We start from the raw sequence: 23,080 nt of genomic DNA on the forward strand, positions 1-23,080 counted from the left end.
GCAATGGTCTTCAGCAATACCTTATGACTCCCGGCTGACGAAAGGGCCTGATCCCCGTGGCAGACCGCAAACCACCGCTCTCCCTCGACGACCTGCGCGCCCAGGTCGAGAGCGGCGAGATCGACACAGTCGTCCTGGCCTTCCCCGACATGCAGGGACGGCTTCAGGGCAAGCGGTTCGCCGCACCCTTCTTCCTCGACGAGGTCGTCGCGCACGGCACGGAGGGATGCAACTACCTCCTGGCCGTCGACACCGAGATGAACACCGTCGACGGCTACGAGATGTCCTCCTGGGAGCGGGGGTACGGCGACTTCGCCATGCACCCCGATCTCACCACGCTGCGCCGTGTCCCCTGGAACGAGGGCACCGCCCTGCTCGTCGCGGACCTCGCCTGGAACGACGGCTCGCCCGTCGTCGCCGCGCCCCGCCAGATCCTGCGCCGCCAGCTGGAGCGCCTGGCCGAGCACGGCTTCACGGCGCACGTGGGCACCGAGTTGGAGTTCATCGTCTTCAAGGACACCTACGAGCAGGCATGGGACCGTGACTACCGCGGCCTCACCCCCGCCAACCAGTACAACATCGACTACTCGGTCCTCGGCACCGGCCGCATCGAGCCCCTGCTGCGGCGCATCCGCAACGAGATGGCCGCCGCCGGACTGACCGTCGAGTCCGCCAAGGGCGAGTGCAACCCGGGCCAGCACGAGATCGCGTTCAAGTACGACGAGGCGCTGGTCACCTGCGACCAGCACACCGTCTACAAGACCGGGGCCAAGGAGATCGCCTCCCAGGAGGGCGTCTCGCTCACGTTCATGGCCAAGTACAACGAGCGCGAGGGCAACTCCTGTCACATCCACCTCTCGCTCCAGTCCCTCGACGAGCCGGGCACCAACGTCATGGCGGGCGACGGACCCGGCGGCATGTCACCGGTCATGCGCCACTTCCTCGCCGGCCAGCTCGCCGCGCTGCGCGACTTCTCCCTCCTGTACGCGCCGAACATCAACTCCTACAAGCGGTTCCAGCCCGGCTCCTTCGCCCCCACCGCCGTCGCCTGGGGCTACGACAACCGCACCTGCGCCCTGCGGGTCGTCGGCCACGGCCGTTCGATGCGCTTCGAGAACCGGCTGCCCGGGGGCGACGTCAATCCGCACCTCGCTGTGGCCGGACTCGTCGCGGCCGGCCTCCACGGGATCGAGCAGCAGCTCGAACTCCCGGACGCCTGTACCGGAAACGCCTACAGCGCCGACTACGAACACGTCCCCACGACCCTCCGTGAGGCCGCCGAGCTCTGGGAGAACAGCCCCATCGCCAAGGCCGCCTTCGGCGACGAGGTCGTCGCCCACTACCGGAACATGGCACGCGTCGAACTCGAAGCGTTCGACGCCGCGGTCACCGACTGGGAGCTGCGCCGCTCCTTCGAACGCATGTGAGGCCCTCCTTGACCGTCGAGCACCACGTACTCAACCCCGCCACCGAAGAGGTCGTACGGACCGTCCCGGCGACCTCGGCCGCCGAGGTCGACGCCGCGGTCGCCCGCGCGACCGGCGCCCAGCGCGCCTGGGCGGCAGCCGCCCCCGCCGACCGGGCGAGGCTGCTGCGCCGCTTCGCCGCCGTCGTCGACGGCCACATCGAGGAGCTGGCCCGACTGGAGGTCCTCGAGGCCGGGCACACCATCGGCAACGCCCGCTGGGAGGCGGGCAACGTCCGCGATCTGCTCGAATACGCGGCCGGGGGAGTCGAGCGGCTGAACGGCCGTCAGATCCCTGTCCCCGGCGGTATCGACCTCACGATCCTCGAACCCCTCGGCGTCGTCGGCGTCATCGCGCCCTGGAACTTCCCCATGCCGATCGCCGCCTGGGGCACCGCCCCCGCGCTCGCCGCCGGCAACGCCGTCCTGCTCAAACCCGCGGAGACCACCCCGCTCACCGCCCTGCGCCTCGCAGAACTCGCCCTGGAGGCGGGGCTCCCCGAGAACCTGTTCCAGGTGCTGCCGGGCGCCGGTGACATCGCGGGCAACGCACTGGTCGAGCACCCTGGCGTCGCCAAGATCGTGTTCACAGGATCCACCCGTGTCGGCAAGCGGATCATGGCCAAATGCGCCGACCACGTGAAGCGGGTGACGCTCGAACTCGGCGGCAAGAGCCCCAACATCGTCTTCGCGGACGCCGACCTGGACGCCGCCGTGGCAGCCACCCCCATGTCCTTCCTGGACAACAGCGGACAGGACTGCTGCGCACGCACCCGCATCCTCGTCCAGCGCTCCGTGTACGACCGCTTCCTCGCCCTGCTCGCCCCGGCGATCGAGTCGGTCGTCGTGGGCGACCCGGCCGACGAGAAGACCGGGATGGGGCCGCTGATCTCACGCGCCCAGCTGGAACGGGTGCGGGGATACGTCCCCGACGGCGCCGAGGCGATCCGCGGCACGGCGCCGGAAGGACCCGGCTTCTGGTTCCCGCCGACCGTCCTCACCGACATCGCGCCGGACGCGCCCGCCGCCTGCGAAGAGGTCTTCGGGCCGGTCGCCGCCGTCCTCCCGTTCGAGGACGAGGAGGACGCCGTACGGCTCGCCAACGCCACCGAGTACGGCCTGTCCGGCTCGATCTGGACCCGCGACGTGGGACGTGCCCTGCGCCTTTCCGGCGCCGTCCGGGCGGGCAACCTGTCCGTCAACTCCCACTCCAGCGTCCGTTACTGGACCCCGTTCGGCGGCTACAAGCAGTCCGGCCTCGGCCGCGAGCTCGGCCCCGACGCCCTCACCGCTTTCACCGAGACCAAGAACGTCTTCATCAGCACGGAGGCCTGACGCCATGACCGTTGAGACTGTCACCTCTCCCGAGGGTTCCCCCCAGCCCCCCGCCTGCCGCCGCCTGGTCGGCCGTACCGCCGTGATCACCGGCGCCGGCAGCGGCATCGGTCTCGCCGCCGCGCGCCGACTCGCCGACGAGGGCGCGCACGTCGTCTGCGGCGACATCGACGAGAACGCGGGCAAGGCCGCGGCCGACGAGGTCGGCGGCACCTTCGTGCGGGTCGACGTCACCGACCCCGAACAGGTCGAGGCGTTGTTCAAGGCCGCGTACGACACCTACGGCAGTGTCGACATCGCCTTCAACAACGCGGGCATCTCGCCGCCCGACGACGACTCGATCCTCGAGACCGGACTGGAGGCGTGGAAGCGCGTCCAGGAGGTCAACCTGACCTCCGTCTACCTGTGTTGCAAGGCGGCGATCCCGTACATGCGGCGCCAGGGCCGCGGCTCCATCATCAACACGGCCTCGTTCGTGGCGCGGATGGGTGCGGCGACCTCGCAGATCTCGTACACCGCCTCCAAGGGCGGGGTGCTCGCCATGTCGCGCGAACTGGGCGTGCAGTTCGCCCGCGAGGGCATCCGTGTGAACGCGCTCTGCCCCGGGCCGGTCAACACCCCGCTCCTCCAAGAGCTGTTCGCCAAGGACCCGGAGCGGGCCGCACGCCGCCTCGTGCACATTCCGGTCGGCCGGTTCGCGGAGGCTGAGGAGATCGCCGCCGCCGTGGCGTTCCTGGCCAGCGACGACTCGTCCTTCGTCAACGCCACCGACTTCCTCGTCGACGGCGGGATCTCCGGGGCGTATGTCACCCCTGTGTAGGCGGCTTCGCCGCCCCGCATAGGGTGGCCGGATGAGCATGACGACCCCGCCCGGCTGGTATGCGGACCCGCAGGCGCCCGGCACCGAACGGTGGTGGGACGGCTCCGCCTGGACCGCGCACTCCCGCGCGGCCCAGGCCGTGGTGCCCACGGCGACACCGGGGGCCGGCGCGTTCGGGCCGCACACCGTGCCGCTGCAGCATGCAGCGGGCGGTGGCGGAAACGGCTCGGGCAAGCGGCGCACCGTCGCGCTGGCCGCCGCCGGCGCCGTACTGGTCTCGGCGGTCGCGGTCGGCGCCGTCCTGCTCGGCAAGGACGACGAACCGGCCGACCCCAGGTCCGGACCGACCGCCGCGTCCCCAACGGCGCCGCCGGCGACCACGGGACCCGACGACACCGCCTCCCCCTCGGCGACGGCGGCCGAGGACGCGACCCAGCTCGTCGACCAGCTCAACGGCATCACGATCCCCATCCCCGAAGGCTGGGAGAAGTCCGAGAGCATCATCGGGTCCGGCACGACCATGTACACGGACCAGACCTACGACTGCCCGGGCGGCGGGTCCTCGATCTGCCGCCACGGACAGGTCACCTCCATGACGGCGGTCCCGTCCGGCTCCGCCCCGGCGACGGCCCGGGCCGCGGCCGAGCGGGACATCGAGGAGGCGGCCGACAAGGCGTACGAACAGGACGCGCTCGGCACCCGGATCCACGGCGGCATCACCTCCCACACCGTGGTGAAGGCGCAGAACTTCGCCGTCGCCGGGCGCTCCGGTTATCTGGTGCGCTGGCGTGTGATCACCGGGGCGGGTCCCGGCGGCTATGTGCAGTCGCTCGCCTTCCCGTCCAGCGTCGGCACCGAGGCGCTGGTGGTCGTCCGCTTCGCGTTCGACGCGGGCCCGGACGGGCCCGGGCTGGACGAGATGGACAGGATCGCGGCCGGCATCCGCCCGATCGGGGACGCCACGAGCGGGGGAGTCGGCAGCAGCATCGGGCCGAGCTGACGGACGCGTCCGTGGTCCCCGCCAGGATCCGCCGGACGCCTTTCAGGGCAGGTCACGACCGGATCCGTCGGACGCCCCTCACGGCATGTCACGAACGGATCCGCCCGAGGGGCCTTCGTCGGCGAGCGCGCGGTAGAGCGAGGCAACCGAAGGGTGTCGGCCGGCGTTCTTGCCCGTTCTGATCGTGAGCCGCCCGGCGATCTCGGCGACGGGCATGCCCTCGTCGCGCAGGGCCCGTGCCCGCGCGAGCATCTGATCGTCGATCACCTTCGGGCGTCCTGAGCCGCGCCGTGGCCCGGTCTCCCCATGGCCGGCGTACTCGACCCGGAGCGGGCCGGGACCGAACTCCACCGACGGGGATTCGCAGAATTCATTCTCAGAATTCAGCGCGCTGTCGGGGACGGTGTCGCCCAGTGACTCCAGCAGGCCCCGCAGCAGCGCCGCGAGGGTGTCGCGGTCGGTTCCGCCGAGTGCACCCAGCACCCGCTGTTCGGTGGCGAGGTGATCGGGCAGGGCCCGGTCGACGAGCGCCAGGCCCTCGTCGGTCAGCGAGACGTGGACGACGCGCCCGTCGGAGGTGCTTGGGGTGCGCGTGACCAGGCCGCGCGCCTGCAGCCGGTCGAGCCGCTGGGTGATCGCGCCCGAAGTGACCATTGCCGACCGCATCAGCGCGGCGGGTGTGAGCCGGTGGTCCGGGCCGCTGCGGCGCAGCGTGGCGAGCACGTCGAAGGATGCCCTGTCCAGCCCGTGTGCCGCGAACGTCCTTGCCAGCTCCGCGGTCACGAGCCGCGACAGCCGCGACAGTCGGCCGATCACGGCCATGGGTGAGACATCCAGGTCCGGCCGCTGCATGCCCCACTGTCGAAGGACGAGGTCCACGTGGTCTGCCATGAGAACAGTCTAGGCAATTCCTTAGCGATGAGGTACTTTGGCTTAGTGCTAAGCAATCGACTGAGAAGCACCCAACTCGGCATCGTCGTGCTGACCGCACTGGCGCCCGCGATCTGGGGCACCACCTACCTGGTCACGACGGAACTGCTGCCGCCCGACCGCCCGCTGCTGGCCGCGGTGATCCGCGCACTGCCCCCGGGCCTACTGCTCGTCGCCTTCACCCGGCAGCTCCCGAAGAGCATCTGGTGGTGGCGGGCACTCGTCCTCGGCGCCCTGAACATAGGCGTGTTCCTGGCGCTGCTGTTCGTCGCCGCCTACCGCCTGCCCGGCGGGGTGGCCGCCACGGTGGGAGCCGTTCAGCCGCTGTTCGCCGCCGGGCTCTCGGCCGCGCTGCTCGGTGACCGGCTCGCCCCGCGCACCCTGGTCGCCGGCATCGCGGGGGTCACGGGGGTGAGTGTGCTCGTCCTGCGGGCGGACGCGAGGCTGGACGCGGTCGGCGTCGCCGCGGCGCTCGGCGGCGCCCTGGTGATGGCCACCGGTGTCGTCCTCGCCAAGCGGTGGACCTCCCCGGTGTCCCTGCTCGCCACGACCGGGTGGCAACTGGTCGGGGGCGGGCTGCTGTTGCTCCCAGTAGCGCTGCTCGTCGAGGGTCCGCCTCCGGCCGGACTGACCGCCGCGAACCTCGCCGGGTACGCGTATCTGTCCCTGATAGGCGCCGGTGTCGCGTACGTGCTCTGGTTCAGGGGCATCCGGGCGCTGCCCCCGACCGCGGTCTCTTTCCTGGGCCTGCTCAGCCCGTTGGTCGCCACGATCCTCGGCCTGATCGTCGCGGGCGAGCGGCTCAACGTCCTGCAGGCGCTCGGCGGACTCGTCGTGCTCGCCGCCCTCGTCGCCGCGCAGACCGGTATGCCCCGACGCCCCCACCTCGACGACACGCCTTCCGGCACCCGTCCACACCCCTCACGACACCAAGGAGTTTGACCATGCGCATCATCGTCTTCGGCGCCGCGGGAAATGTGGGACGCAGGACCGTCAGCGAAGCGCTGTCCCGAGGACATGAGGTCACGGCCGTCGTGCGGGACCCGGCGCGATCGGCCGAACTGCCCGCGGCCGCCCTCCACCGCGTGGGCGACGCGGCCGACCCGGACGCGGTCGCGGCGCTGAGCGCCGGTCAGGACCTCGTGATCGGCACGACCCGCCCCGCACCCGGCCGGGAACAAGAACTGGTGGCGGCCACCGAGGCGTTGCTCACCGGAGTCACCCGCACCGGCGTACGGCTGCTCGTCGTCGGCGGTGCCGCCTCCCTCACCCTGCCCGGCGCGGGAGCGGTCACGGTCGCCGGTGACCCGGCGTTCCCCGCGGAGCTGCGCCCGATCGCCGCCGCGTGCGCCGCCCAACTGGAGGTGTGCCGGGCGGCGGGCGGCGGAGCGGACTGGACGTACCTGAGCCCGCCCGCCCTACTGGAACCGGGGGAGCGCACCGGCGCCTACCGCCTGGGCACCGATGAGCTCCTCGTCGACGACGACGGGAGGTCCTTCATATCCATGGAGGACTTCGCGGTTGCGCTGCTCGACGAGGCCGAGCGCCCCAAGCACCCGCGCACACGCTTCACCGTCGCGTACTGACGAACAGCGGACCCGCGCAGGGCCGCCGTCCGGACCGTCGGCGGCTACAGGAAGGTGCGGCCCTCGCCCCGATACGTCGGCGCGGTGCCCGTCACGCGGTCGCCCTCGACCAGATGCAGCGTGTCGAACCGCTCGCACAGCTCGCCCGCCTTGGCATGGCGGAACCACACCTTGTCGCCGATCAGCAGATCGTCGGCGGGGTGACCGATCAGCGGCGTCTGCACCTCGCCCGCCCCCTCCCGGGGGTCGTAGTGCAGCCCCTCGGGGAGATACGGCACCGGCAGGCGATCGGCGCCCGCCGCACCCGACGCGGGATAGCCGCCGCCGAGCACGGTCACCACGCCCACGCCCGGCCTGCGCACCACGGGCTGGGCGAACAGCGCGGCCGGACGCGCGGAGAACGAGCTGTAGTTGTCGAACAGGCGCGGCACGTACAGCCCCGAGCCGGCCGCGATCTCGGTCACGGCGTCCTCGGCGGCCGTGTACTGGACGCTGCCCGTCCCGCCGCCGTTGACGAACTCCAGGTCGGGCTCCACCGCGCGCACCGCCCGCACCACGGCCGCCCGCCGTGCGACGAGCTCCGCCCGGGCCGCGCGCTGCATGAGCCGTACGGCACGCGACCGCAGTGGCGAACCGTCGACCGCGTCACCCACGCCGGCGATGTGTCCCTCGTACGCCATCAGCCCCACCAGCCGGAAGCCGGGGCGACGGGCGATCGAGCGGGCCAGCTCGGCGAGCTCGGCGGGCTCCCGCAGCGGAGACCGGCGGGCACCTATCCGCACCCGGCCGCCGAGAAGACGAAGGGAGGTGTCGAGTTCCAGACAGACCCGCACCTCCTCCTTGCCGCCGCCCCGGGAGCGGTCGATGACCTCCAGCTGCGCGAGATCGTCGACCATCACCGTCACGGCCGCGGCCAGCTTGGGATCCGTCGCGAGCTCGGCGAAGCCGGCCCGGTCCGCCGACGGATACGCGAGCAGCACGTCCTCGAACCCGGCCCGGGCCAGCCACAGGGACTCGTCCAGGGTGAACGACATGATCCCGGCGAATCCGTCCCTCGCCAGCACCCGTTCCAGCAGGGCCCGGCAGCGCACCGACTTGCTCGCCACCCGGACCGGCTTGCCGGCGGCCCGGCGCACCAGATCGTCGGCGTTGGCATCGAAGGCCTCGAGATCGACGATGGCGAGCGGAGCGTCCAGATGCGCGGTGGCCTTGTCGTAGCGGGCCCGGTCTGCAGCACGGGGAGTCATGGCCTGAGCTTGCCAGACTCGATTACCACGGGGTAGAGGGATGTTCTGGGCAGATCCGTACGGACCCCCGGTCACATGGCGGTCGGGCCGGGTACAGCCCGTTAGAGTGACATGCGGGCGAACGGGCCTGCCCCGAACGGTGATCCGTCGGTGGTGAGTGGACAAGCAACGGGGGGCGGAATGAGCACGGAGGCGCAACGCCCTTCGGGCGCCCAGCCCCCGCCCCGCTCCCGCATCACCGACGCGATCCTGCCGCCCGACAGGCCCCGCGGGGACGACGCGCCGACGGCCCCCGGAGGATCCTCCGCCCCCGCGCCGCACGCCCCCGTGCCTCCGCCTGCGTCCGGCCCCGGCCCCACGCCGACGGTGGGAGAGCCCCGCCGCCCCGTGCCCGGCCCCGCAGGCCGAACCGCGCCGCCCGCCCCGGACGCGGGCCGAAACGCTCCGTCCACCGGCAGCCCCGCCGCCTCCGCGCGGACCGCAACCGACCCCGCGCCGCGCGCCTCCGTGCCCCCGCCCGCCGCGCCCGCGGGCGGCCCCGCGCCCGCCCGGTCGGCGGGTGCGCCCCTGCCCCCCGCCCGTAGCGCAGGGGCAGGCACGACGCCGCCGATGCCCACGGCCGCGCCCTGGGCGCCGCCTCCCGCCACGAACGGCAACGGGGACGCCCCCGCGGTCGAGACCACCACGCGTCTGCGTCCCGTCCCGCCCGCGCCCGCCGCCGCGCCGCCGCCCCCCGTGCCGCCCGCCCCGCGGCGCAGGCCCGTCGGGACCGTCGACATGACCCCGCGCCCCGGCGCGCCCCGGCCGCCCGCCCATGTCTGGGCGCCGCCGGAGACACCGGCCGAACTGACCACGCGCCTGCGGCCCGTGCGGGCCCGGCACCCTGCCCGGACTGTCGGCGCGATCGTCTGTGTCGTCCTCGGCCTGGGGCTGATCGGCGGTGCCGCCACCGGCCTGTGGCTCACCGGCGACGCGGGCGCCGACACGTCCGAGCAGGACACGTACGCCACCGTGCGCACGATGTGGCACAGCGTCCCGGTCGACACGCTGTTCCCCCGCACGCTGCGCGGCGACGGCAGCGGCCCCGGCGGCGCCGACCGGGTCTGGACGCGGATCGCCGTGGCCCCGGACAGCGGCTGCGCGCCCGCGCTCGACCCGCTCCTCGTCAAGACGCTGGAGCCCGTCGGCTGCGCACGCGTCCTGCGCGCGACCTACACCGATGCCACCGCCAGCAGCGTCACCACCGTCGGCCTCGTCTTCACGGAGGCCGAGAGGGACGGCATGCTCGCGCTGCACAACCGCTTCTCCACCGAAGGGCTCGGCGAGCGCCCGGACCTGATGCCGCGCACCTTCCCGGCGAAGGGGACCGCCGCGGCCGGGTTCGGGTCGGATCAGCGCGCCAGCTGGACCGTCGACGTCGTGACCGAGGCGCCCGTCGTCGTCTACGCCGTCTCCGGCTTCGCCGACGGCCGGGCCGTCGGCGACCCGCAGCCCGCCGACGAGGCCAAGGGCGACGGCGCGATCACGGCCGCCGCCCAGTCCGGACTCGGTCACGACACCGCGGGCATCGCCGAGGGCATCGAACGCGGCCTGCGCACCGCCGCCGCCGGCCGGGCGACGGAGAAGACCGAATGAGACTCCACCTCGGCCGCCACCGCCTCGCCGCCGCCGTCGTGGCCGCTGCCTTCGCAGTGCTGCCCGCCGCGACACCCGCGCACGCCGACGCGATCCGTGCCCAGCAGTGGGGCAACGATGCCCTGCACGCGGAGCAGGCCTGGCAGACGACCAAGGGCCGCGGCATCACGATCGCCGTCCTGGACACGGGAGTCGACGACCAGCACCCGGACCTCGAAGGCGCCGTGCTGCCCGGCAAGGACTTCATCGGCTTCGGAGCCGAGCGCGGTGACCGCGCATGGGCCCGGCACGGGACCGCGATGGCGGGCATCATCGCCGCGCGTGGCCACGGGATCGGACGCGAGGCCGGCGTCGTCGGAGTCGCTCCCGAGGCGAAGATTCTCCCCGTCCGCGTCATCCTCGAAGGCAGCGACAAGGCCCGCGACCGGGCCCGCAAGTCCCGTGGCACCGCACTCGCCCAGGGCATCCGCTGGGCCGCCGACCAGGGCGCGGACGTCATCAACCTCTCCCTCGGCGACGACAGCGAGTCCGCGCACCCCGAAGCCGGCGAGGACGCCGCCGTGCAGTACGCCCTCTCCAAAGGGTCCGTCGTCGTCGCCTCCGCAGGCAACGGCGGCGAGAAGGGCGACCACATCTCCTACCCCGCGGCCTACCCCGGCGTGATCGCGGTGACCGCGGTCGACCGCTTCGGCACCCACGCCTCGTTCTCCACGCGCCGCTGGTACGCCACGGTGAGCGCCCCCGGTGTCGACATCGTCATCGCCGACCCGGACCGGAAGTACTACCAGGGCTGGGGAACGAGCGCCGCTGCCGCCTTCGTGTCCGGCGCCGTCGCCCTCGTACGCTCCGCCCACCCCGACCTCACCCCGGCGCAGGTGAAGAAGCTCCTGCGCGACACCGCCCGCAACGCGCCCAAGGGCGGCCGTGACGACTCGCGCGGTTACGGATTGGTCGACCCCGCGGCGGCGATCACCGAGGGCTCGGGCCTGCGCCCCGCCGACCTCACCTCGGCCGCCTCTGGCTACGACAAGCAGTACTTCGGCCGGGGGCCGGACCCCGACGACGGGAGCGGACCCCCTGTGGGCGTGCTCGCGCCGGTGGCCGGCGGGCTCGGCGCCGTCGCCCTCGCAGCGGCCGTCGTGCTCTGGCGAGGCGGCAACCGGAGCCGCAGCACTTACTAGGTCCTGTCCGGGCGATCTTCTCGGGTCCGCGACGCCGGCTACGGCATTCCCCCAGCCTTCGGCCGGTGGTACTCCCCCCGGCGGAGCCAGGGGGAGTACCCCCACGCTGTGTTGTCGGAGTCGCCCAAGTACGTCCAGTACGAGGACGATCTCCCCCGGCCTGGCGGCCGGGTGGTGCCCCCACCGCCTTGCGATGCGTCCCCTCGGCCTGGCGGGCCGGGGGAGGCCCCATGCATCTGACGCCGCGGGCTGATCCTCGAAGATCGCCCGGAAAGGACCCAGGGGCCCGTCCCCCTCACCCCAGCCGGGCCGCCTCCCGTGCCGCCGCCTCCACCCGTGCGATGCCCGCCTCGCGCGTCGGATGCCCGTCCGAGAGCACCGCGATCAGCCGGTCCCCGGACCGTCCCACCGAGTGCACGACCCACAGTCCGCTCGCCCGCATCGGCATCCATCCGTTCTTCAGTGCCCACGCCCCGCCCGCGGCGGACACCCCCCAGTCCTGGCCCGGTACCACCTGCGCCATCAGCGATCTCAGATACGGGTGCGGACCGCCGAACACCTCGCGCATCAGCTCGAGCTGGTCCCGCGCCGTGGTCCGGGTCAGCCCCCACGCCCGGTCGGCCACCGTCCCGGTCAGCCCGAACCGCGCATGCGCGGCGTCCAGCCCAGCGGCCCCGCCGATCCGCTCCCACAGCGCCGTGGCCGCGTCGTTGTCGCTGCGCACGATCATCGCGTGCGCCCACTCCCGCTCCCGTTCCGACAGGGGTTCCGGCAGCGCGGCCAGGATCGACACCTTGACGATGCTGGCGCACGGATACGTCCGCTCGTCGCCGTACGCGAAGGGCTCACCGCCGCCGAGGCGGAGCACGGCGACCGAGAGGCCGGCACTGGCAGTCATGGGCAGGAGGTTAGGCTCGACGCGTGGCGCTCAAGAACATTCCCGACCCCGGTTTCTCCGACGACGACGGCACCGCCGACGCGGCCCTGGAGGCGGCACTCGCCGCCTGGTCAGTGGACGGCTCCGCCGAGGAGCCCGTGCTGAGGGCTCTCAGGAGCGCCCGGCTCCTCGTGCCGGTGGTCGCCGTCCTCGGTGAGGTCGAGGAGGACGAGGAGACCGGCCTGCGCCGCGAGAAGACCAGCGACATGGCCGTGCCGACGCTGACCGCGGGCGACCGGCGCGCGCTGCCCGCGTTCACCTCGATCGCCTCGCTCGCCCGCTGGAACCCCGAGGCACGGCCCGTCGCCGTACCGCTGCACCAGGCGCTGCAGGCGGCCGCGCACGAGAAGGCGGACACCGTCGTCATCGACCTGGCCGGACCCGTTCCGTACCAGCTGACGGGCCCCGCCCTGCTTGCTCTCGCCGAGGGCCGCACCAGCACCGACCCGCTCGCCGACCCGGCCGTGACCGCGGCCGTGCGCGAGGCGCTGGCCGGCGAGCCCGCCGTACTGCGCGGGTACCTCGGAGCTGGCCGAGGCGCGGACGGCACGCTGGCGCTGGTCCTCGCCGCGGACGCGGTGCCCGGCGAGGCGGTGCGCCGGATCGCGGAGGCGCTGGCGCAGGACGACGTACTGAGGGCCCGCCTGGTGCGGGGCCTCGACCTGGCACTGCTGCCCGGCGAGGCCACCCCTCCGGGCGAGCCCCTGTACGTCAACGAATAGGTCAGCCGTAGACCGGGCCGGTGTACTTCTCGCCGGGGCCCTGTCCCGGCTCGTCGGGCACCAGCGACGCCTCGCGGAACGCCAGCTGCAGCGACTTCAGGCCGTCACGCAGCGGCGCCGCGTGGAACGAGCTGATCTCGGTGGCGCTCGCGTCCATCAGACCGGCCAGCGCGTGGACCAGCTTGCGCGCCTCGTCCAGGTCCTTGTGCTCCTCGGCATCCTCGGTGAGCCCGAGCTTCACCGCGGCGGCGCTCATCAGGTTGACCGCGACCGTGACGATCACCTCGACCGCGGGGACCTCGGCGATGTCGCGGGTCATGGCGTCGAAGTCGGGGGCATCGGCGGGGGAGGGCTCTTGGGGGGAGGTCGCGTCACTCATGAGGCACACGATATGCCCCGTGGCACGGGGGCCCGCTCCGGCCGCCGGTTAGCCGCATCCCCGGGGAGCTGCTAACCTTGTGTAACGACCGGCTGGACACTTCCGTGTCCGGCCCACAAGTGGAGGCTCCGATCTCCCACCTGGCCGCTCTCAGGGCGGCGGGTCACCGGTCAGGCGGCGCCCATCGTTCCGTACGGACGATGGAAGCCGCCCGATGTGCGCCCCGCGGTTGACCGTGGCGGTGTTCCGGTAGTGACGGAGCATTCGCCTGTGTCCCGTCCGGGGCATTTTTCGTGTTCCGGCGCGGTTGGTCTGAGGAAAACAGACGTTACATGGCTGTCTGCCAGACATCCGTGTGGTGCTACTTAGGAGGATCCATCAGCGCCGAGCCCCGCATCAACGACCGGATTCGCGTTCCCGAAGTGCGACTTGTCGGTCCCAGCGGCGAGCAGGTCGGGATTGTTCCGCTTGCCAAGGCCCTTGAGCTCGCTCAGGAGTACGACCTCGACCTCGTCGAGGTGGCGGCGACCGCCCGTCCGCCCGTGTGCAAGCTCATGGACTACGGGAAGTTCAAGTACGAGTCGGCCATGAAGGCCCGTGAGGCGCGCAAGAACCAGGCGCACACGGTCATCAAGGAAATGAAGCTCCGGCCGAAGATCGACCCGCACGACTATGACACCAAGAAGGGTCATGTCGTCCGGTTCCTCAAGCAGGGCGACAAGGTCAAGATCACGATCATGTTCCGTGGTCGTGAGCAGTCCCGCCCCGAACTCGGTTTCCGTCTGCTGCAGCGTCTCGCCGCAGATGTCGAGGACCTCGGTTTCATCGAGTCGAACCCGAAGCAGGACGGCCGGAACATGATCATGGTTCTTGGCCCGCACAAGAAGAAGACCGAGGCCATGGCCGAGGCGCGTGAGGCTCAGGCCGCACGCAAGGCGGAACGCCAGGGCCCGCAGGACCAGGGCTCCGACGCTCCGGCCGACACATCCTCCGAGGCGTGACCCGAGGGGCCTGCCGCACAGGCGGCCCCGGGTCCGGCCCGGATCCCATAACCACGATCTGACGCTCCCGCAGTCCGGTGGCCACACCGGGGGAGCGCCACTGATGAGGAGAGAACGGCGCGATGCCGAAGAACAAGACGCACAGCGGTGCCAAGAAGCGCTTCAAGATCACCGGCTCCGGCAAGGTGCTCCGCGAGCGCGCCGGCAAGCGCCACCTGCTCGAGCACAAGTCGTCCCGTCTGACGCGCCGCCTCACCGGCAACGCCGAGATGGCCCCGGGCGACGCCGCGAAGATCAAGAAGCTTCTCGGCAAGTGACGTCCGCCGTCCCCCGCACAGGGGACGGGACGCCGGGACCGGGACCTATTCGTTTCCGGGCCGTGTGATCACCGACCACGGCCCCGCTACAAGGAGTTAAACAAGTGGCACGCGTCAAGCGGGCAGTCAACGCCCACAAGAAGCGCCGGGCGATCCTCGAGCAGGCCAGCGGCTACCGCGGCCAGCGTTCGCGCCTGTACCGCAAGGCCAAGGAGCAGGTCACCCACTCCCTGGTCTACAACTACAACGACCGCAAGAAGCGCAAGGGCGACTTCCGTCAGCTGTGGATCCAGCGCATCAACGCCGCTGCCCGCCAGAACGGTATGACGTACAACCGCCTCATCCAGGGTCTGAAGGCCGCCAACATCGAGGTGGACCGCAAGATCCTGGCCGAGCTCGCGGTCAACGACGCCAACGCGTTCGCCGCGCTCGTCGAGGTCGCCCAGAAGGCGCTTCCGAGCGACGTCAACGCCCCCAAGGCTGCTGCCTGACGGTTGCGTCGAGCCGACCGGACCCGCAGGCCCCAGGCCTGCGGGTCCGGTGTGTTTGAACCGACGCCGGAAGCCTTCCTTCCGTACCCGGACCGAGTCAGAGAGCCGCAGGCACATGCCCACCCCCGAGCTGATCTCCCCCCGTTCCCCGCGGGTGACCGCCGCGCGGCGGCTCGCCAAGCGCAACTTCCGGGGCAAGGACCGGCTGTTCATCGCCGAAGGGCCGCAGGCCGTCCGTGAGGCCGTCGCCCACCGCGGACCCGGCGGCGAGCCCACCCTCGTGGAACTGTTCACCACCGTCGAGGCCGCCGAGCGCTACGCCGACATCGTCGATGCCGCACATGCCGCCGGGGCGCGCGTCCACCACGCCGCCGACACCGTGCTCGCCGAGGTGTCCCAGACCGTCACCCCGCAGGGACTCGTCGGCGTCTGCCGCTTCCTCGACTCGCCCTTCGAGGACATCCTCGCCGCCGCGCCCAGGCTCGTGGCCGTGCTCGCCCACGTACGCGACCCCGGGAACGCGGGCACCGTGCTGCGTTGTGCCGATGCCGCGGGCGCCGACGCCGTCGTCCTCACCGATGCCTCCGTCGACCTGTACAACCCCAAGTCCGTGCGTGCCTCGGTCGGTTCGCACTTCCATCTGCCCGTCGCCGTCGGCGTCCCCGTCGAACAGGCCGTACAGGGGCTGAAGGACGCGGGGGTGCGCGTGCTCGCCGCCGACGGCGCGGGTGACGACGACCTCGACGACGAGCTCGACGCGGGCACCATGGGCGGGCCCACTGCCTGGATCTTCGGCAACGAGGCATGGGGGCTGCCGGAGGAGACCCGCGCCCTCGCCGACGCCGTCGTCCGTGTCCCCATCCACGGGAAGGCCGAGAGTCTGAACCTCGCGACGGCCGCTGCCGTATGTCTCTATGCCTCGGCACGCGCCCAGCGCGCCGGCGCCCGGGCGGCTGCCTCCCGCTGACCGCAGCGCACCGGCCGTACCGGCTCGGGGGGTCGCCACGTCACCAACAGCTAGTAGGGTGACGGGCTCGGGGACCCACTCGGAAGCGGAGAGGTGGGGTACGGGGACATGACCGTCGGGACCAGCAGGCCGAACCGGACACCGGAGGCCTTCCTGCGCCCTGCGGGCGGACTCGACGCGTGCGGGATCGACCCCGACGACCTCCCCGACGGGCTGGTCGTCGCCGACGAGAACGGCCGCGTCGTCTGCTTCAACGAGGCGGCCGTGAGGATCACCGCCGTGCCCAGGGCGGACGCCATCGGTGCACCCCTGGAGCGCGCGCTTCCGCTGGAGGATCTCAAGGGCCGCCGCTGGTGGACCCTGACCGACCCGTACGGCGGACTCGCCACCCGTGGCGGGCAGCCCGAACGCAATCTGCTGCTGCCCGGCGGCCGGGAGGTTCTCGTCTCCGCCCGCTATGTGCGCGACAGGCCCACCGGCCCGCTGCGCCGCCTCGTCGTCAGCCTGCGCGGCACCGAGGCCCGGCGCCGTACCGAACGCAGCCACGCCGAACTGATCGCCACCGTCGCCCACGAGCTGCGCTCCCCGCTGACCTCCGTCAAGGGCTTCACCGCGACGCTGCTCGCCAAGTGGGAGAGGTTCACCGACGACCAGAAGCGGCTGATGCTGGAGACCGTCGACGCCGACGCCAACCGCGTCACACGGCTGATCGCCGAGCTCCTCGACATCTCCCGCATCGACTCCGGACGCCTCGAGATCCGCCGCCAGCCCGTCGACATGGGCGCCGCGATCACCCGGCACGTCCAGGCCCACATAGCCGGCGGCCAGGCGCCCGACCGGTTCCTCGTGCACATCCGGCCGCGGTTGCCCGATCTGTGGGCGGACCCCGACAAGGTCGACCAGGTGCTCGGCAACCTGCTCGAAAATGCGGTGCGCCACGGGGAGGGAACCGTCACCATCGAGGTGGCGCCGGCATCGGCGAAGGACGACGAGAAAGGCACGGCGGTCACCGTGAGCGACGAAGGCCCCGGCATCCCCGAGGAGTCGATGGGCCGTGTCTTCACCCGCTTCTGGCGGGGGAGCAAGCGCGGTGGCACCGGTCTGGGTCTCTACATCGTCAAGGGCATCGTCGAGGCGCACGGCGGAACGATCACCGTCGGCCGGGGACCCGGCGGCGGCGCCGAGTTCCGATTTATCCTGCCCGTCGGCACTCCGGCCCACCTCCTCTAGGAGTCCACCGGGCGGCCCACGGGCTCATTCGTCTCCCCACACCCCGTTAGACTCGACCTTTGGCACCTTTGCGTCCTCGGTCGTCCTTGGTCGACGTGCGGGGTCCCCAGCCAGCCCATCGGAAGTACGGGAAGAGATGTCCGCACCCAATAAGTCGTACGACCCTGTTGAGGTCGAGGCACTGAAACCGGAAGAGATCGAGCGCATGCGGGACGAGGCGCTTGCCGCCTTCGCCGCCGCAGCAGATCTCGAAGCGCTCGCCCATGCGAAGACGGCGCACGCCGGTGGCACGTCGCCGCTCTCGCTCGCCAACCGTGAGATCGGCGCGCTGCCGCCCCAGGCCAAGGCCGAGGCCGGCAAGCGCGTGGGCCAGGCCCGCGGCGCCGTCAGCAAGGCGCTCGCCGCCCGACAGGCCGAGCTGGAGGCCGAGCGCGACGCCCGGGTGCTCGTCGAGGAGGCCGTGGACGTCACGCTGCCCCACGACCGCGTCCCGGCCGGTGCCCGCCACCCGCTGACCACGCTCTCCGAGCGCATCGAGGACATCTTCGTGGCCATGGGCTACGAGGTTGCCGAGGGCCCGCAGGCCGAGGCCGAGTGGTTCAACTTCGACGCGCTCAACATCGGACCGGACCATCCGGCCCGTGGTGAGCACGACACCTTCTTCGTCCAGGACGACAAGGGGGGTGCCGACTCCGGCGTCGTGCTGCGCACGCACACCTCGCCCGTGCAGATCCGCTCCCTCATCGACCGCGAGCCGCCGGTGTACGTGATCTGCCCCGGCCGCGTCTACCGCACCGACGAACTGGACGCCACGCACACTCCGGTGTTCCACCAGGTCGAGCTGCTCGCCGTGGACGAGGGCCTGACCATGGCCGACCTCAAGGGCACGCTGGACCACATGGTGCAGGCGCTGTTCGGCGAGGGGATGAAGACCCGGCTGCGGCCCAACTTCTTCCCGTTCACCGAGCCGTCCGCCGAGATGGACATGGTCTGCTACGTCTGTCGCGGCGAGTCCGTCGGCAACCCCGACCGGCCCTGTCGCACCTGCTCCAGCGAGGGCTGGATCGAGCTCGGCGGCTGCGGCATGGTCAATCCGAAGGTGCTCGTCGCCTGCGGTGTCGACCCCACCAAGTACAGCGGATTCGCCTTCGGGTTCGGCATCGAGCGGATGCTGATGTTCCGCCACAACGTCGAAGACATGCGAGACATGGTCGAGGGTGACGTCCGGTTCACCCGGCCGTTCGGGATGGAGATCTGATGCGGGTCCCGCTTTCTTGGCTGCGGGAGTACGTCGACCTGCCGGCGACCGAGACCGGCCGTGACGTCCAGGCCAAGCTCATTGCCGCCGGGCTCGAGGTCGAGACCGTCGAGCCGCTCGGTGCCGGGCTCAAGGGCCCGCTGGTCGTCGGCAAGGTGCTGACCATCGAGGAGCTGACCGAGTTCAAGAAGCCCATCCGCTTCTGCACCGTCGACGTCGGCCAGGCCAACGGCACCGGCGAGCCGCAGGAGATCGTCTGCGGCGCCCGTAACTTCGTCGTGGGCGACAAGGTCGTCGTGGTCCTTCCCGGCGCCGTGCTGCCCGGCGACTTCGCGATCTCCGCACGCAAGACGTACGGCAGGACGTCCCACGGCATGATCTGCTCCGGCGACGAGCTCGGCATGGGCGACGACGGCAGCGGCGGCATCATCGTGCTGCCGCCCGAGCACGAGGTCGGCACCGACGCGATCGAGCTCCTGGAGCTCGTCGACGAGGTCCTCGACATCGCCGTCACCCCCGACCGCGGCTACGCCCTGTCGATGCGCGGCGTCGCCCGTGAGGCGGCCACCGCCTACGGTCTGCCGCTGCGCGACCCGGCGCTGCTCGACGTACCCGGCCCCAACTCGTACGGCCCCGTCGTCGACGTCGCCGACCCCGTCGGCTGCGACCGCTTCACCGCGCGCACCGTCGTCGGCCTGGAGCCCGAGGCGCACTCGCCGATCTGGCTGCGGCGCCGTCTGCAGAAGGCCGGTATGCGGCCGATCTCGCTCGCCGTCGACATCACCAACTACGTGATGCTCGAACTCGGTCAGCCGCTGCACGCCTACGACCGCTCCCGTCTCGACGGACCGATCGGGGTGCGCCGCGCCGAGCCCGGCGAGAAGCTCACCACCCTCGACGGCACCAAGCGCGTCCTGGACGCCGAGGACCTGGTCATCACCGACAACCGCGGGCCGATCGGTCTCGCCGGTGTCATGGGCGGTGCGAACACCGAGATCGCGGACGCCACCCCCGACCCGGAGACGGGCCGGATCACGGGCACCACCGAGGTCGTCATCGAGGCCGCGCACTTCGACCCGGTCGCCGTCGCTCGCACCGCGCGCCGCCACAAGCTGTCCTCCGAGGCGTCCAAGCGCTTCGAGCGGGGCGTGGACCCGCAGGCCGGGGCCGCCGCCGCGCAGCGGACCGTGGATCTGCTGGTACTGCTCGCCGGCGGTACGGCGGAGGGCGGTGTCACCCAGATCGTCGCGCCCACCACGCCGCGCACGATCGCGATGCCCGCGAACCACCCCGACCGGGTGGCGGGCGTCGACTACGGTCGCGAGACCGTCGTGCGCCGCCTCCAGGAGGTCGGCTGCGACGTCTACGGGCAGGACGAGCTCGTCGTCACCGTCCCGTCCTGGCGGCCCGATCTCGCCGCGCCCAACGACCTCGCCGAGGAGGTCATCAGGCTGGAGGGCTACGAGAACCTGCCCTCCACGCTGCCCACGCCGCCGTCCGGCCGCGGGCTCACCGCCCGCCAGCGGCTGCATCGCCGTGTCGGCCGGGCGCTGGCAGGCGCCGGATTCGTCGAGGCACCGAACTATCCGTTCGTCTCCGAGCAGGTCTTCGACCAGCTCGGTCTCGACGCGGACGACGCCCGCCGCCGCGTGGTCAAGCTGGTCAACCCCCTCTCCGACGAGGAGCCGGCGCTGCGCACCACGCTGCTGCCGGGTCTGCTCGGCGCGCTGCGCCGCAACGACGGCCGCGGCAGCCACGATCTCGCGCTCTTCGAGACGGGGCTGGTCTTCCGGCCGACGGGCGAGGAGCGGCGCGCGGTCGCGCTGCCGGTCGACCGGCGTCCCACGGACGCGGAGATCGCCGAACTCGACGCCGCACTGCCGCGACAGCCGCGCCGTGCCGCTGTCGTCCTGGCGGGCGCGCGCGAGCAGGCCGGCTGGTGGGGGAAGGGCCGTCCGGCCGACTGGGCGGACGCCGTGGAGGCGGCCCGGCTGCTCGGCCGCGAGGCCGGTGCCGAGCTGACGGTCCGCGCCGACCAGCACGCGCCGTGGCACCCCGGCCGCTGCGCGGCGTTCTATGCGACCGTCGACGGCGAGGAGACCCTTGTCGGCCACGCGGGTGAGCTGCACCCGCGGGTGGTCAAGGCGCTGCACCTGCCGGACCGGACCTGCGCGATGGAGATCGAAATCGACCTGCTGGAGCGTGCGTCCGAAGGCGTCGTGCGGGCACCGAGCATCTCCACCTTCCCGGTGGCCACGCAGGATGTGGCGCTCGTCGTCGCGGACGACGTGCCCGCCGTGGATGTCGAGACCGCGCTGCGTGAAGGCGCGGGCGAACTGCTGGAGTCCATCCGGCTGTTCGACGTGTTCACCGGCGAGCAGATCGGCGAGGGCCGTAAGTCCCTGGCGTACGCGCTGCGCTTCCGCGCGGCGGACCGCACGCTGACGGTCGACGAGGCGTCGGCGGCTCGCGACGCCGCGGTGGCCCTGGCGACGGAGCGCACGGGGGCGGTACTGCGGGGCGTGTGACGCCTGTGCGGCATGCCCGATGCGTGCGTGGGGCGCGACCGGTCGGACCGGTCGCGCCCCACGTGTGTGTGCGGGCCCGCCGCGGGGGCGCTTCGCCTACCCGCCCTCCCCCTACGGCCTGGCGGCCGCGGGTGGGGTACCCCCATCCCGAACCGGGGCAAGCCCCGGCCCCGGTACCGCGCTCCGCGCGGTAGCCTCAATCGCCCTGCGGGCGTGGGGGACCCGCAGACGGGCTGACACGTCAGCCTCGCCGGCGCTTGAGGCACGGGGGTACGGGGGCGGAGCCCCCTGAAACACCGCGCGAAGCGCGGTAGTGGGTTCGGGCGGGGGAGGGAAAACGCCCCCGCCGACGGTCGGCCGGGCGCGGTCCGGGGAAGCACGCGCGCGGCCGCCCACCTCAACCTCCCATCAGCGTCGCCGAGTTCGACCCCGCGGCCGGCGCCGCCCGCCCTGCCGCGGAGTGTCGGGCAGATCAGCAGGGCAGACGACGCGGGAGGGGCCGCCGCACTGTACGAGGGGGAGCCGGCGGCCCGGCCGCCTCTGTGAGAGGCAGTTCAGTCAACCGGCGCCCGGTGCCCGGCGGGAGAGCACGCAAGCCGCAGAAAAGCGCACTTGTTTCACACCCCGTGCGAATCGCCCTCTACTAGGCTGAGGTGGACCCGGCCAACGGAGGGTGCTCATGCAGCCCAACACCCTGCTCGACGCACTGCTCGACGAAGCGGGTATCTCCCACGCCGGTCTCGCGGCCCGGGTCAATCAGGCGGGCCGGGCCAGAGGGTTGGATCTGCGGTACGAACACACCGCGGTGGCCCGCTGGTTGAAGGGCCAGCGGCCGCGCGGCCAGGTGCCCGATCTGATCTGCGAGGTGTTCGCCGCGCGCCTGCGCCGGGTGATCACGCTCGGCGACATCGGACTCGGGGTGCCCGGCGAACCCGCCGCCCAGCAGGCCGCGTCCCTGTCCGGGTTCGTGGAGCGGGCCACCGCCCTGTGGCGTTCGGACGAGCAGCAGCGGCCCCACATCATCGAGGCGCCTGCGGTCACCGGGACGCCCGCCGTCATGCCGGTCTGGGAGTGGGAGAACCCTCCCGAGGACGCGGACGTCTCCCGGACCGGCCAGACACACGTCAGCATGGCCGACATAGAGATGCTGCGGGCGGCCCGCGCCCACTACGAGCTGATGTACCGCAGAGCCGGCGGCATCGCGACCCGCTCCCGGATCGTCGGCTTCCTCAACAGCGAGACCGCTCCGCTCCTGCGCGGCTCGTACAACGACACGCTCGGCCGGCAACTGCACCGTGCCGCCGGGGGGCTTGTCGCCGTCGCCGGGATCTGCGCGTACGACTCCGACGCCCACGGCCTGGCCCAGCGCTACTTCCACCAGGCGCTGCGGCTGGCGAAGGCGAGCGGGGACAGGGGGCTCGGGGCGTACGTGATCGCCCTTCTGGTCAACCAGTCGTTGTTCATGGCCCAGCACCGGCAGGCGGTGGCCTTCGCGGAGGCGGCGCTGCGGGCCGCCGGCCGCCAGATCACCCCGGCTCTTGCCGCCGATCTCCATGCCATGCAGGCCAAGGCGTACGCGCATCTCGGGGACGGGACGAGCGCCCTTGCGTGCATCCGGCGTGCGGAGTCGGAGGCCGACCGGATCCGCCCGGGACAGGAGCCGGACGAGACGGGATATGTCCAGCCGGGGCTGGTCAACGTCCAGGTGGCGGAGGCGCTGTTGAGCCTCGGCGACCTGCCGGCGGCCCGTGCGCATGCGGCGGCGGCCGTGGACACCCCGGCGCACGACCGCGGCCGGGTGCACCGGCTCGCGATGCTCAGCCAGATCGAGCTGCGCCAGGGCGAGGCGGACCGGGCCGCGCGCACGGCGGCGCAGATGGTCGAGCGGGCCAGGGGGATGGAGTCGCGGCGGCTGCGGGACCGGCTGCGGACCGTTCGGGAGCACTTGGCGACGAGCGGCTGCGCCGATGCCGCGGAGGCGGCCCAACTCATCGACGGGGCACTGCGCGTTCCCCTCTGAGTGAGGTCCTGCTGCGATATTGCCATCTACT

21 protein-coding genes are annotated in these 23,080 nt (G+C 72.3%); 17 read left to right on the forward strand and 4 right to left on the reverse strand.

Annotation, left to right across the window (positions count from 1 at the left end):
- The first annotated feature begins 56 nt into the window (after positions 1 to 56).
- From AC067Z_RS10155 to AC067Z_RS10170, 4 genes are read left to right on the forward strand one after another with little or no spacing between them, the layout of a single operon-like run.
- Positions 57 to 1,427: a glutamine synthetase family protein gene (locus tag AC067Z_RS10155; protein ID WP_478789022.1), complete on the forward strand. Its 1,371-nt coding sequence runs from the start codon at positions 57 to 59 to the stop codon at positions 1,425 to 1,427.
- Between the two features lie 8 nt (positions 1,428 to 1,435).
- Positions 1,436 to 2,800, forward strand: a complete 1,365-nt coding sequence (locus tag AC067Z_RS10160) for an aldehyde dehydrogenase family protein (RefSeq protein ID WP_478789023.1) — start codon at positions 1,436 to 1,438, stop codon at positions 2,798 to 2,800.
- A gap of 4 nt (positions 2,801 to 2,804) precedes the next feature.
- Positions 2,805 to 3,620, forward strand: coding sequence for a 3-oxoacyl-ACP reductase (locus tag AC067Z_RS10165; RefSeq protein WP_478789024.1), 816 nt, complete (start codon positions 2,805 to 2,807; stop codon positions 3,618 to 3,620).
- Positions 3,621 to 3,651: 31 nt separating this feature from the next.
- Entirely contained in the window at positions 3,652 to 4,620 is a 969-nt protein-coding gene (locus tag AC067Z_RS10170) for a DUF2510 domain-containing protein (protein ID WP_478789025.1), read from the forward strand.
- Between the two features lie 78 nt (positions 4,621 to 4,698).
- Here the strand turns inward: AC067Z_RS10170 and AC067Z_RS10175 are convergent, their stop codons facing one another.
- The gene (locus tag AC067Z_RS10175) at positions 4,699 to 5,511 is read right to left on the reverse strand and encodes a MarR family transcriptional regulator (RefSeq protein ID WP_478789026.1); all 813 of its coding nucleotides are present in this window, start codon (positions 5,509 to 5,511) and stop codon (positions 4,699 to 4,701) included.
- Between the two features lie 45 nt (positions 5,512 to 5,556).
- Here AC067Z_RS10175 and AC067Z_RS10180 point away from each other — a divergent pair, with 45 nt between their 5' ends.
- Positions 5,557 to 6,492 carry an EamA family transporter gene (locus AC067Z_RS10180; RefSeq protein WP_478789027.1) on the forward strand — a complete coding sequence of 312 codons (936 nt, stop codon included), beginning with the start codon at positions 5,557 to 5,559 and terminating at the stop codon, positions 6,490 to 6,492.
- Between the two features lie 2 nt (positions 6,493 to 6,494).
- Complete coding sequence (locus tag AC067Z_RS10185; RefSeq protein WP_478789028.1) at positions 6,495 to 7,136, forward strand: NAD(P)-dependent oxidoreductase; 642 nt, start codon at positions 6,495 to 6,497, stop codon at positions 7,134 to 7,136.
- 44 nt (positions 7,137 to 7,180) lie between these two features.
- Here the strand turns inward: AC067Z_RS10185 and AC067Z_RS10190 are convergent, their stop codons facing one another.
- Positions 7,181 to 8,383 carry an amino acid deaminase/aldolase gene (locus tag AC067Z_RS10190; RefSeq protein ID WP_478789029.1) on the reverse strand — a complete coding sequence of 401 codons (1,203 nt, stop codon included), beginning with the start codon at positions 8,381 to 8,383 and terminating at the stop codon, positions 7,181 to 7,183.
- A gap of 777 nt (positions 8,384 to 9,160) precedes the next feature.
- On the opposite strand from AC067Z_RS10190, the gene AC067Z_RS10195 reads away from it, so the two are divergent.
- A complete protein-coding gene (locus AC067Z_RS10195) occupies positions 9,161 to 10,018 on the forward strand; it encodes a hypothetical protein (protein WP_478789140.1) in 858 nt (285 codons plus the stop codon).
- Positions 10,015 to 11,199 carry a type VII secretion-associated serine protease mycosin gene (mycP, locus tag AC067Z_RS10200; RefSeq protein WP_478789030.1) on the forward strand — a complete coding sequence of 395 codons (1,185 nt, stop codon included), beginning with the start codon at positions 10,015 to 10,017 and terminating at the stop codon, positions 11,197 to 11,199. Before AC067Z_RS10195 ends, mycP begins: the two co-directional genes overlap by 4 nt.
- 295 nt (positions 11,200 to 11,494) lie before the next feature.
- Here the strand turns inward: mycP and AC067Z_RS10205 are convergent, their stop codons facing one another.
- Entirely contained in the window at positions 11,495 to 12,097 is a 603-nt protein-coding gene (locus AC067Z_RS10205) for a serine hydrolase (protein WP_478789031.1), read from the reverse strand.
- A gap of 23 nt (positions 12,098 to 12,120) precedes the next feature.
- Between AC067Z_RS10205 and AC067Z_RS10210 the strand changes: the two genes are divergently transcribed.
- Positions 12,121 to 12,858, forward strand: a complete 738-nt coding sequence (locus tag AC067Z_RS10210; RefSeq protein ID WP_478789032.1) for an SseB family protein — start codon at positions 12,121 to 12,123, stop codon at positions 12,856 to 12,858.
- 1 nt (position 12,859) lies between these two features.
- On the opposite strand, the gene AC067Z_RS10215 is transcribed toward AC067Z_RS10210, so the two are convergent.
- Complete coding sequence (locus AC067Z_RS10215; protein ID WP_478789033.1) at positions 12,860 to 13,237, reverse strand: DUF1844 domain-containing protein; 378 nt, start codon at positions 13,235 to 13,237, stop codon at positions 12,860 to 12,862.
- Positions 13,238 to 13,590: 353 nt separating this feature from the next.
- Between AC067Z_RS10215 and infC the strand changes: the two genes are divergently transcribed.
- From infC to AC067Z_RS10255, 8 genes are all read left to right on the forward strand, one after another.
- Positions 13,591 to 14,238 (forward strand): translation initiation factor IF-3, encoded by a 648-nt coding sequence (gene infC, locus AC067Z_RS10220; RefSeq protein ID WP_478789141.1) that lies wholly within the window; start codon positions 13,591 to 13,593, stop codon positions 14,236 to 14,238.
- A 122-nt stretch (positions 14,239 to 14,360) separates the two neighbouring features.
- On the forward strand, positions 14,361 to 14,555 hold the full coding sequence (rpmI, locus tag AC067Z_RS10225) for a 50S ribosomal protein L35 (RefSeq protein ID WP_018848956.1): 195 nt from the start codon (positions 14,361 to 14,363) through the stop codon (positions 14,553 to 14,555).
- Positions 14,556 to 14,659: 104 nt separating this feature from the next.
- On the forward strand, positions 14,660 to 15,046 hold the full coding sequence (rplT, locus tag AC067Z_RS10230; RefSeq protein WP_356494212.1) for a 50S ribosomal protein L20: 387 nt from the start codon (positions 14,660 to 14,662) through the stop codon (positions 15,044 to 15,046).
- Positions 15,047 to 15,161: 115 nt separating this feature from the next.
- Complete coding sequence (locus AC067Z_RS10235) at positions 15,162 to 16,013, forward strand: TrmH family RNA methyltransferase (protein ID WP_478789034.1); 852 nt, start codon at positions 15,162 to 15,164, stop codon at positions 16,011 to 16,013.
- A 108-nt stretch (positions 16,014 to 16,121) separates the two neighbouring features.
- Entirely contained in the window at positions 16,122 to 17,243 is a 1,122-nt protein-coding gene (locus AC067Z_RS10240) for a sensor histidine kinase (RefSeq protein ID WP_478789035.1), read from the forward strand.
- 136 nt (positions 17,244 to 17,379) lie between these two features.
- Positions 17,380 to 18,501 (forward strand): phenylalanine--tRNA ligase subunit alpha, encoded by a 1,122-nt coding sequence (gene pheS / locus AC067Z_RS10245; RefSeq protein ID WP_478789036.1) that lies wholly within the window; start codon positions 17,380 to 17,382, stop codon positions 18,499 to 18,501.
- Entirely contained in the window at positions 18,501 to 21,029 is a 2,529-nt protein-coding gene (gene pheT / locus AC067Z_RS10250; protein WP_478789037.1) for a phenylalanine--tRNA ligase subunit beta, read from the forward strand. The genes pheS and pheT overlap by 1 nt, the downstream gene beginning before the upstream one ends.
- Positions 21,030 to 21,708: 679 nt before the next feature.
- On the forward strand, positions 21,709 to 23,049 hold the full coding sequence (locus AC067Z_RS10255) for a transcriptional regulator (protein WP_478789038.1): 1,341 nt from the start codon (positions 21,709 to 21,711) through the stop codon (positions 23,047 to 23,049).
- Positions 23,050 to 23,080: the final 31 nt, after the last annotated feature.

The sequence above is a fragment of the Streptomyces sp. NPDC043812 genome (assembly GCF_056436245.1).